Raw genomic sequence first — 9,959 nt, 5'->3', positions numbered from 1 at the left:
ATCCTGTATCAACATCTGTTCTGGTTCTTCGGGCATCCAGAGGTGTACATCATCGCCTTGCCCTTCTTCGGGATCATCTCCGAGGTGATCCCGGTGTTCAGCCGCAAGCCGCTGTTCGGCTACCGGGGCATGGTCTACGCGTTGATGGGCATCGCCGCGCTGTCCGTCGCGGTGTGGGCGCACCACATGTTCGCGACCGGCGCCGTGCTGCTGCCGTTCTTCAGCTTCATGACGTTCCTGATCGCCATCCCCACCGGTCTGAAGTTCTTCAACTGGATCGGCACCATGTGGCGCGGCCAGGTCAGCTTCGAGACCCCGATGCTGTTCGCGGCCGGCTTCCTGGTCACGTTCCTGTTCGGTGGTCTGACCGGCGTCATCCTGGCCGCCCCGGCCCTGGACTTCCACGTCTCGGACTCGTACTTCGTCGTCGCGCACTTCCACTACGTGCTGTTCGGCACCATCGTGTTCGCCACCTACTCGGGCATCTACTTCTGGTTCCCGAAGATGACGGGCCGCTTCCTGGACGAGCGGCTGGGGCGGTTGCACTTCTGGACCACGTTCATCGGCTTCCACACCACGTTCCTGGTGCAGCACTGGCTGGGCGACATGGGCATGCCCCGGCGGTACCCGGACTACCTGCCCACCGACGGCTTCACCACGCTGAACACGGTGTCCACCATCGGTGCGTTCGTGCTCGGGTTCTCGACCATCCCGTTCATCTGGAACGTGATCCGGTCCTGGCGGTACGGCGAGATCACCACCGCCGACGACCCGTGGGGCTACGGCAACTCGCTGGAGTGGGCGACCAGCTCGCCGCCGCCGCGGCACAACTTCAAGTCGCTGCCGCGCATCCGCTCCGAGCGTCCGGCGTTCGAGCTGCACCACCCGTACATGGTCGAGCGGATGCGGACCGAGGCCCATCCGCACCGGGGCTGGAAGGCGCTGGCCGAGGCCGAGGCGAGCCCGCACCTGAAGATCCCCACGGAGGGCGACGGCAACGGCTCGTCCACCGCTCCGTTCGGTGGGTGAGCGCTGTCCACGGTTCTGGTCACCGTCACCGGGCACGACCGGCCCGGTGTCACCGGTGAGTTGTTCACCGCGCTGGCCACTCACAGCGTCGAGGTCCTGGACATCGACCAGGCGGTCATCCGCGGTCAGCTGACCCTGGGCGTGCTGGTGCGGACCGCCCAGGACGCGGCGCCGCTCAAGGCCGACGTCGAGCGGGCGATGCGGGCCATGGACATGACCGTCCGGGTCGGCGTGGATCAGCCCGCCGACGAGGTCCGGCGGGCCGCCACGCACGCGGTCGTCGTGCTCGGCCGGCCCCTGCAGGCGGCCGCCATCGGTGAGTTGACGCTCCGGTTCGGCGCGCTCGGCGTCAACATCGAGACGATCCGGCGGATCGCCGACTACCCGGTCACCGGCCTGGAGCTGACCGTCAGCGCGCCGGACGACGACGCGCTGCGCGCCGCGGTGGTCGACGTCGCCGCGGCCGCCGGCGTGGACATCGCCGTCGAGCGGATCGGCATCGCGCGGCGGGCCAAGCGGCTCATCGTGTTCGATGTCGACTCGACGTTGATCACCGGTGAGGTGATCGAGATGCTGGCCGACCACACCGGCACCCGGGCGCAGGTCGAGGAGATCACCGCCGCGGCGATGCGCGGCGAACTGGATTTCGCCGACTCGCTCCGCGCCCGGGTGGCCATGCTCGAGGGACTGGACGCGGCGGTACTCGACCAGGTCGCCGACGCGCTGGTGCTCACGCCCGGCGCCCGCACCACGATCCGGACGCTCAAGCGGCTGGGCTTTCGCTGCGGGGTCGTCTCCGGCGGCTTCACCCAGGTGATCCGCCACCTGGAGAAGGAGCTGGACCTGGACTTCGCGGCGGCGAACACCCTGGAGGTGGTCGACGGGCGGCTGACCGGTCGGGTGGTCGGCGAGATCGTCGACCGGGCCGGCAAGGCCCAGGCGCTCGAGCGGTTCGCCGCCCGGCACGGGGTGGGGCTGGCCCAGACGGTGGCCGTCGGCGACGGCGCCAACGACATCGACATGCTGTCGGCGGCCGGCCTGGGCATCGCGTTCAACGCCAAGCCGGTCGTCGCCGGGTACGCCGACACCACCCTGAACCAGCCGTTCCTGGACCCGGTGCTGTTCATCCTGGGCATCTCCCGCGACGAGATCGAGGCCGCCGACGCGCAGGACGGCACCCTGCGCCGGGTACCGCTGGAGTGAGCGGGAGCCCGCGATGACCGACCATTCCGTCCTGGCCCCGCTGGCCGAGCGGTACGCGTACTGGCTCGGCCTGGACGCGGACGAGGTCCGGCAGGACCGCCAGGAGGCGGCGGCGGACATCCGGGCCATGCAACTGGTCCTGCGGATGGAGCGGGCCGACCCGCCGTCCTGGCATCGGGCCGTCGCGCTCGCCGCCGGGACGGCCGCGGCCGTCTGCCTGGACCCGCGCAGCGAACCCGGTGGCGACTGGCACGAGGCCGTCGCCGCCTACGTCCGCGGGCACATCCGCAAGGTCACCCGGCGGGCTCGGGGCGCGCACTGGGCGGCCGTCCAGGACCTGCCCGGCGTCGGCGCGGACGACGCCGGCACCCAGGTGCGGGCGCTCGTGCCGGGCCCGGTCGCCGAGCTGGACCCGCGGGTCGCCCGGCTGCAGGTCGGCGGCACCGACGTCGATCCGGACCGAGCCCCGGACCGAGCTCCGGACCGAGATCCTGACCGAGCCCCTGACCGGGACCCGGACCCGGGCCCGGACGGACCGGACCGGGCCCTGCGGCTCTGGGTGCCCACCGGCCTGCCGATGACGGTCGGCAAAGCGATGGCCCAGGCCGGGCACGCCGGGATGATCGCCGCGGCGCTGCTGCTGCGGGACGGCGCCCAGGCGCGGCTGGCCGGGTGGCGGGACGCGGGCTACCCCGTGCTCGTCCGGCGGGTCGACGACGCGCAGTGGGCCGAGCTGGGTGCGCCGCTGCGGGCCGACCAGGCCGGCGCCTGGACCGGCCGGAGCCTGCTGGCCGTCCGCGACGCCGGCTTCACCGAGGTCGAACCGGGCACCGTGACGGTGCTGGCCCGCGCCCCGGGGTGACCGTCAGTCCCGCACCAACCACAGCACCCCGTACGGGTGCAGCCACACGTTGCCGTCCGGTCCGGGGAAGATCTGCACCCCCGAGAGCGCGTCCCGCGCCCCGATCAGGCCGAACTCGGCGAGCCGGTGACCCGGGAACGCCCGCCACCCACCGGTCACGTTGAACAGCTCCAGCAGCGGACCCAGCGGATGCCGGCGCAGCACCGGCAGCACGCCGGGGTCGGACAGCGCCGGCAGCTCGGCCGCCACCGACGCCTCCAGGTGCGGCAGGGACGCCCGGGTCGTCATCAGGTGGCGCAGGCCGGCGAAGACCCGGCCCGGCACCGTGGACAGGTCGTGGCGCTGTGCGGCCCGGTCCCAGTCCATCCGCGGCCGGTGCGCCCACCGGTTGTCGCTCTCGTGGCCCGGCTCCGACGCCCAGTCCGGGTCGCTGGACATCGCGATCTCGTCGCCCATCCAGATGACCGGGATGCCGCCCCAGCCCATGATGATCGCGTGGGCCAGGTAGAGCCGGCCCACCACCAGGTCGAGCTCGGCCGGCGAGTCGGCCGCGTCCAGCCCGACCAGGCTGGCCGCGGACCCGCTGATCCGCCGGTCGCCGGTCTCCGGGTTCTCCTGGAACACCAGCCCCCGGGCCGGTGACCCGGGGAAGACGCCGGAGTACCAGTCGGACAGGAACCGCTGGTGCTCGAACCCGTTGAGCCCGACCGCCGCGGCGTCGGCGCCGTCGATGGCCCAGCCGATGTCGTCGTGGCAACGGGCGTAGGTGACCCAGGTGGTCGAGGTCGGGACCGGGGGGATGGCCCGCAGCGCGTGCGCGGCCAGCGTCGCGTCGCCGGCCGCCAGCATCGACCAGATCTGCACCAGGAGGCTGTTGGGGTAGGCGATGGCGCTCACCTTGCCGTGGTGGGCGCCCTGGCCCAGGTAGTGCACCAGATCCGGCGGGGAGACGATCGCCTCCGCCTTGAACAGCACCGCCGGGCAGGCGATGCGGGCCAGCGCCCGCAGCGCCTGGGTGATCGCGTGCACCTCCGGCTGGTTCTGGCAGTTGGTGCCCAGCCGCTTCCAGACGAACGCGATGGCGTCCAGCCGCAGCACCTGAACACCCTGGTTGGCCAGGAACAGGATGATGTCGGCGTACTCGGCGAAGACCGCCGGGTTGGCCCAGTTGACGTCCCACTGCCAGGTGTTGAACGTCGTCCAGACCCAGCCGTCCAGGTCGGCCGAGTGGCTGAAGCTGCCCGGGGCGAAGTCGGGGAACACTTCCGGCAGCGTCCGCTCGAACCGGTCCGGCTCGGTGCGGTCGGGGTAGATGTAGAAGTAGTCGCGGTAGGCCGGGTCGCCGGCCCGGGCGGCCTGTGCCCAGGCGTGCTCGGCGGCCACGTGGTTCAGGACCAGATCCATCACCAGGCTGATGCCCGCCGCGCGCAGCTCGCCGGCCAGCGTGCGCAGGTCGTCCATGGTGCCGAGGTCACTGCGCACCCGGCGGTAGTCGGCGACCGCGTAACCGCCGTCGCTGTCGCCCTCCCGCGGCTGCAGCAGCGGCATCAGGTGCAGGTAGGTGACGCCGAGCTCGCGCAGGTAGTCGATCTTGCCGACCAGCGCGCCCAGGTCGCCGGCGAAGCGCTCGGTGTAGCAGGCGTAGCCCAGCATCGACTCGTCCTGGAACCAGCCCGGGTCCAGGGTCCGCTGCAGGTCCAGCCGGTGCAGGTCGTCGTCGCGGTCGGCGAAGGCGGTGGCCGCGAGCCCGATCAGCGTGCGCTCCAGGGCGGCCGCCCGGTCGCCGTAGACGGCGGTCAGCGCGTCGTCCAGGTCCTGCCACCAGCGGTCGAGCCGGAGGTCGAACAGCTCCTGGCGGTGGGCGGGCTGGTCGTGCAGGACGGCGCGGGCGTGCTCGTGCAGGGCGGGAGGAGCGGGTCGCATGGCGAGATTGTGCCGCAGCGCGGCGCGAGCGGCCGGGTGTGGGAGTTCCCACATCCGCCGCCGGTAGGCCGATGCTGAATCGGTTTGTCCCCCGGGTGCCGGGCGGCTGCGGTGGCCGACCCCGCCCGGGGATGAAAAAGTCTGTCGATGGACAGGACTCCGGCCGATGGCTGAGCGGTTGCGCCGCCCGACCATGAACGATGTGGCCAGGGCCGCCGGGGTCAGCCTGAAATCGGTGTCCAGGGTGATCAACGACGAGGTGGGGGCCTCACCGGAGACGCGGGAACGGGTGCTGGCCGCGGCCGCCGAGCTGGGCTACCGGCGCAACGACGCCGCCCATGCCCTGCGCCGCTCGGACGGCCGGTCCGCCTCGGTCGGCCTGGTCTTGGAGGACGTCAGCAACCCGTTCGCGGCCGTGCTCAACCGTTCGGTCGAGCGGGTCGCCAGCGCCGAGGGCAGCCTGGTCCTGGCGGTCAGTACCAATGCCGACCCGGACCGTGAGGAGCAGCTGATCCACCGCCTGCTCGCCCGGGCGGTCGACAGCCTGGTGATCATGTCCTGCCGGCGCGACCACTCCTTCCTCGAACCCGAGGTCCGCCGCGGCCTGCCGGTCGTGTTCATCGACCGCCCGCCGCGCAAGCTGGCCAGCCCGACCGTCCGGGTCGCCAACGGCCGGGGCGGCTTCGACGCCACCTCCCATCTGCTGGCCCACGGGCACCGCCGGATCGCCTTCCTGGGTAGCCGGCCCGGCCTCTACACCGCGGAGGAGCGCCAGCGGGGCTGGGCCCGGGCCCTGCGCGAGGCCGGGGTGACTCCCGACCCGGCCCTGGTCTGGCGGGGCCGGGCGAAGGGCCCCGGGGACGCGAACCAGGCCGAGCAGGCGATGGCCGAGATGCTCGACCGGCCCGACCCGCCGAGCGCCGTCTTCGCCTCGCAGAACCTGATGGCCGTCGGGGTCACCGCCGAGCTGCGGCGCCGTGGCCTGCAGCACCGGATCGCGGTGGTCGGCTTCGACGACCTGGCCCTGGCCGAGGTGATCGACCCGCCGTTGACCGTGATCGCCCAGGACCCCGAGGCGATCGGCCGGATCGGCGCGCAGGCGGTGTTCGGGGCGCTGGCCGGCACCCCCCTGAGCAAGGACGTCGTGCTGCCGGTCGAGCTGGTCGTCCGGGGGTCCGGCGAGATTCCCGGCCCGTTCGCCTGAGGCCGGTCAGCCCTCGGCCACGTCCACGGTCACGTCCCCGATCACCGTGACGCCGGCCTCACGCATGGCCGCGACGGCCGCCTCGGTGTCACCGGGGCGCAGTTCCACGAACCGGGTCAGGGCCAGCGGCACCGTCGCCCGGTAGCCCAGCCGGACCGCGTCGATCGCGGTCGACTTGACGCACCAGTCGCCGGCCAGCCCGACGATCGTGACGGCCATGATCCCGTTCTCGTCCAGGATGGCCGACAGCTCGGTCTCCCGGTCCTGCCCGGTGGGCAGGTGGAGGACGGAGAACCCGCTGTAGCCGTCCTCCGGCCCGGAGCCCTTGTGCACGACCGGCCCGTCGACCTTGATGCCGGGCAGGAATTCGGCGCCGCTGGAGTCGATCACGCAGTGCACCGGCCACAGGCCGCCGTGCTCGGCGAAGTGGGGCGTGACCTCGGGATGCCAGTCCCGGGTGTAGACGACCAGGTGGCCGGCGGCCAGGGACTCCTCGATCGCGGCGTTGATCGGCTCGACGATGTCCTCGCCGCCGCGGACGTACAGCGAGCCGGCGGGGTCGCCGAAGTCGTGCTGCATGTCGACCACCAGCAGGGCGTGGTCGGCTCCGGTGGTCCAGGTGGGCGTGCTCAACGGGTCTCCCTCGCGGTGCGGTCCAGCTGGGCGGTGCGGTCAGCTGGGTGGTGCGGTGAGCTGGGCGGTGCGGTGAGCTGGGTGGCGCGGTCAGCTCGGCGGTGCGGTCAACTGGGTGCTGGGGATGGCCGGGTCGCCCTCGGCCAGGGTCAGACCTTCCCACGGCAGCGTGGTCAGGGCGTGCCGCAGATGCTCGCGGGCCGCGGCCAGGTCCGGCCGGTCGGCGACCGGTTCGCCGGCGCGGACGAGGGCGACCGGCACCACGCGGTCGTGCGGCCCGGCCGCGGCCCGGGCGTCGTCCTCGGTGCCGCGGAAGATGACCTCCTCGGTCACCGTCCCGCTGGCCTTGGCCCGGCGGATCACCGACTTGCGGCCGCCGTGCGAGACCTTGTCCTTGCTGCGCTTCTCCACCGGCCGGCCCTGCACCTCGACCAGCTTGTAGACCATCCCGGCGGTGGGCGCCCCGGAGCCGGTGACCAGCGAGGTGCCGACCCCGTAGACGTCGACGGGGTCGGCCCGCAGGGCCGCGATCGCGTACTCGTCCAGGTCGCCGGACAGGACGATCTTGGTCCCGGTCGCGCCCAGCCCGTCCAGCTGGCGCCGGGCGGCCCGGGTCAGCACGGCCAGGTCGCCGGAGTCGATGCGGACGGCGCCGAGGTCGGGGCCGGCCACCCGCACGGCGGTCTCGATGCCCTGGGTGATGTCGTAGGTGTCGACCAGCAGGGTCGTGCCCGCCCCCAGCGCGGCGACCTGCGCGGCGAACGCCGCCTCCTCGGAATCGTGCAGCAGGGTGAACGCGTGGGCCGCCGTGCCGGTGGTCGGCAGGCCGTACCGCCGTCCCGCCTCCAGGTTGGACGTCGCCGCGAACCCGGCCAGCCAGGCGGCCCGGGCCGCGGCCACCGCCGCCTCCTCGTGGGCCCGCCGGGTGCCCATCTCGATCAGCGGCCGGTCGCCCGCGGCGGAGACCATCCGGGCCGCGGCCGCGGCGATCGCGCAGTCGTGGTTGAGCACGGACAGCACGAGGGTCTCCAGGATGACCGCGTTGGCGAACGTGCCGGTGATGGTGAGCACCGGCGACCCGGGGAAGAAGAGCTCGCCCTCGGGATAGCCGTCGATGTCGCCGGTGAACCGGTACTCGGCCAGGTAGTCCAGGGTGGCCCGGTCCAGGAACGGGCGTAGCTGGTCGAGTTCGGCCTCGCCGAAGGTGAAGTCGGCCAAGGCGTCGACCAGGCGGCCGATGCCGGCGACGACGCCGTACCGGCGGCCGGCGGGCAGCCGCCGGGCGAAGGTCTCGAACACGCACGGCCGCTGCGCGGTCCCGTCGGCGAGCGCGGCGGCGAGCATCGTCAGTTCGTACCGGTCGGTGAACAGGGCGGTCGACCGGGCGGACCCGTCGGTGGACCCTTCGGTGGCAGGCATCACCCGAGCCTAGGCCGACCGGGTGGGGCGGGGCGGGGAAGGGCACACGCCCGTCGTGGCCGTTGGCCGGCGCCCGGATCGGTGCGAAAATGACCGGTGTGGGTGGTGCCGGTGGCAGGTCGGAGGTCGGGTCGGTGATGAGCGCGGAGCCCGGTGGGGTGATGACCGCGCCCGCGCCGGAGCAGACCGGAACGGTGGCGACGGTGCCGGCGGCCGAGGTGCCATGGGTCACCATCGTCTGGAACGACCCGGTCAACCTGATGTCCTACGTCACCCTGGTGTTCCAGAAGCTGCTCGGCCATCCGCGGCCCAAGGCCGAGGCGTTGATGCTCGACGTGCACCACAAGGGCCGGGCGACGGTGTCCAGCGGCCCGCGGGAGAAGATGGAGGCCGACGTCGCCAAGCTCCAGGCGGCCGGCCTGTGGGCGACGATGGCGCGGGACAGCTGACCGGTGCGCCCCTTCCACCGGCGGTTCGGCCGGTATACGGCCGCGTTCGAGCCGGCCGAGGCCTCGCTGATCGCCGACCTGGTCGACCAGGTCCGCCAGCTGCTCGCCGAACGCCGCGCGCAGGCCCCGACCGACCCGCTGGCCCAGCTGACCGGCATGACGATGGGTCCGGCCGACAAGCCGGCCGATCCGGCGGTGGCCCGGCTGCTGCCCGACTTCCACGCGCAGGACGCCCAGCTCTCGTCCGGCCTGCGCGTGCTGCACGAGCCCGACCTGATCGCCGCCAAGGACGCCGCCGCGGTCACCCTGCTGGACTCGCTGCCGCGTGGCGGCGGCCCGGTCCGCCTGGACGACGACACTGCCGCCGCCTGGACCTCCGCGCTCAACGACGTCCGGCTGGCTCTGGGGGTCCGGCTGGAGATCACCGAGGACGACACCCCGCCGCCCGGGGTGGACGACCCGGAGAGCCCGCAGGCCGCGATGTACGTCACCTATCGCTGGCTCTCCGCGGTGCAGGACTCGCTGGTCACCGCGATGCTGGACGGCTGACCGGGGCCGCCCGGACGGCCCGGGCCCGCCGGTCCGCCCACTACGCTGTCCGGGTGCTGCGCATCCCCGCCGCGATGATCGACGAGATCGTCGCCCACGCCCGCGAGGACCACCCCGACGAGGCCTGCGGCATCATCGCCGGTCCAGCGGGCTCGGACACCCCGACCCGCCTGGTCCGGATGGTCAACGCCGAGCGATCGCCGACGTTCTACCGGTTCGACTCCGGCGAGCAGCTGCGCCTGTACCGGCAACTGGACGCCGCGGACGAGGAGGTCGTCGTCGTCTACCACTCCCACACGGCGACCGAGGCGTACCCGAGCCGGACCGACATCTCCTTCGCCGGGGAACCGCAGGCGCACTACCTGCTGGTGTCCACCCGGGAACCGGACCGCGAGGAGATCCGCTCCTACCGGATCGTGGACGGTGTGGTCACCGAGGAGCCGGTGGAAATCATTCCGGCCTGACCCGACGTTGCACGAGGGGGCGGCCGCGTCCGTCACAATTGATCCGATCCGACTGGCGATGACCCCTGCGCGCGGCGCAGGGCTGAACAAGGAGTTACCCGATGAGCGTTTCGGTGTCCGTGCCGACGATCCTGCGTCCGGTCACCAAGGGGGAGAAGACCGTCTCCGCCGAGGGCTCCACCCTGGCCGAGGTGATCTCCGACCTGGACAGCCGCTACACCGGG

10 protein-coding genes and 1 pseudogene are annotated in these 9,959 nt (G+C 72.8%); 8 read left to right on the top strand and 3 right to left on the bottom strand.

The window, feature by feature from the left end; all coding sequences use genetic code 11:
* From ACOJUF_RS01175 to ACOJUF_RS01165, 3 genes are all read left to right on the top strand, one after another.
* On the top strand, positions 1-1,029 hold a 1,029-nt coding region (locus ACOJUF_RS01175), incomplete at its 5' end, for a cytochrome c oxidase subunit I (protein WP_420120031.1).
* Between the two features lie 3 nt (positions 1,030-1,032).
* A complete protein-coding gene (serB, locus tag ACOJUF_RS01170) occupies positions 1,033-2,232 on the top strand; it encodes a phosphoserine phosphatase SerB (RefSeq protein WP_420120033.1) in 1,200 nt (399 codons plus the stop codon).
* A gap of 13 nt (positions 2,233-2,245) precedes the next feature.
* Positions 2,246-3,094, top strand: coding sequence for a peptidyl-tRNA hydrolase (locus ACOJUF_RS01165; protein WP_420120030.1), 849 nt, complete (start codon positions 2,246-2,248; stop codon positions 3,092-3,094).
* A 3-nt stretch (positions 3,095-3,097) separates the two neighbouring features.
* Here the strand turns inward: ACOJUF_RS01165 and ACOJUF_RS01160 are convergent, their stop codons facing one another.
* Entirely contained in the window at positions 3,098-5,017 is a 1,920-nt protein-coding gene (locus ACOJUF_RS01160) for an alpha-amylase family protein (protein ID WP_420120029.1), read from the bottom strand.
* 166 nt (positions 5,018-5,183) lie between these two features.
* Here ACOJUF_RS01160 and ACOJUF_RS01155 point away from each other — a divergent pair, with 166 nt between their 5' ends.
* Positions 5,184-6,221 carry a LacI family DNA-binding transcriptional regulator gene (locus ACOJUF_RS01155; RefSeq protein ID WP_420120028.1) on the top strand — a complete coding sequence of 346 codons (1,038 nt, stop codon included), beginning with the start codon at positions 5,184-5,186 and terminating at the stop codon, positions 6,219-6,221.
* 6 nt (positions 6,222-6,227) lie between these two features.
* Here ACOJUF_RS01155 and ACOJUF_RS01150 read toward each other — a convergent pair whose 3' ends face one another.
* Complete coding sequence (locus ACOJUF_RS01150; RefSeq protein WP_420120027.1) at positions 6,228-6,854, bottom strand: isochorismatase family protein; 627 nt, start codon at positions 6,852-6,854, stop codon at positions 6,228-6,230.
* Between the two features lie 90 nt (positions 6,855-6,944).
* The gene (locus ACOJUF_RS01145; RefSeq protein ID WP_420120026.1) at positions 6,945-8,273 is read right to left on the bottom strand and encodes a nicotinate phosphoribosyltransferase; all 1,329 of its coding nucleotides are present in this window, start codon (positions 8,271-8,273) and stop codon (positions 6,945-6,947) included.
* A gap of 161 nt (positions 8,274-8,434) precedes the next feature.
* Here ACOJUF_RS01145 and clpS point away from each other — a divergent pair, with 161 nt between their 5' ends.
* The 4 genes and pseudogenes from clpS to ACOJUF_RS01125 all read left to right on the top strand — a co-directional run.
* Positions 8,435-8,722 carry an ATP-dependent Clp protease adapter ClpS gene (gene clpS, locus ACOJUF_RS01140; protein WP_420120032.1) on the top strand — a complete coding sequence of 96 codons (288 nt, stop codon included), beginning with the start codon at positions 8,435-8,437 and terminating at the stop codon, positions 8,720-8,722.
* A 3-nt stretch (positions 8,723-8,725) separates the two neighbouring features.
* Positions 8,726-9,271, top strand: a complete 546-nt coding sequence (locus ACOJUF_RS01135) for a DUF2017 domain-containing protein (RefSeq protein WP_420120025.1) — start codon at positions 8,726-8,728, stop codon at positions 9,269-9,271.
* Positions 9,272-9,324: 53 nt separating this feature from the next.
* Positions 9,325-9,735, top strand: a complete 411-nt coding sequence (locus ACOJUF_RS01130; protein ID WP_420120024.1) for a Mov34/MPN/PAD-1 family protein — start codon at positions 9,325-9,327, stop codon at positions 9,733-9,735.
* Between the two features lie 101 nt (positions 9,736-9,836).
* Positions 9,837-9,959 (top strand): annotated as a pseudogene (locus ACOJUF_RS01125) (molybdopterin synthase sulfur carrier subunit); the annotation flags it as partial.

Origin of the sequence: Nakamurella sp. (assembly GCF_048594475.1) — a bacterium.
GTDB lineage: Bacteria > Actinomycetota > Actinomycetes > Mycobacteriales > Nakamurellaceae > Nakamurella.
The sequence above is the reverse complement of the archived record's forward strand: the minus strand, read 5'-3'. Positions and strand labels throughout refer to the sequence as shown.

Coding starts and splice junctions, on each gene's coding strand:
- ACOJUF_RS01165 (WP_420120030.1), top strand. CDS start 2,246: ATGACCGACCATTCCGTCCTGGCCCCGCTGGCCGAGCGGTACGCGTAC.
- ACOJUF_RS01160 (WP_420120029.1), bottom strand. CDS start 5,017: ATGCGACCCGCTCCTCCCGCCCTGCACGAGCACGCCCGCGCCGTCCTG.
- ACOJUF_RS01155 (WP_420120028.1), top strand. CDS start 5,184: ATGGCTGAGCGGTTGCGCCGCCCGACCATGAACGATGTGGCCAGGGCC.
- ACOJUF_RS01145 (WP_420120026.1), bottom strand. CDS start 8,273: ATGCCTGCCACCGAAGGGTCCACCGACGGGTCCGCCCGGTCGACCGCC.
- clpS (WP_420120032.1), top strand. CDS start 8,435: ATGACCGCGCCCGCGCCGGAGCAGACCGGAACGGTGGCGACGGTGCCG.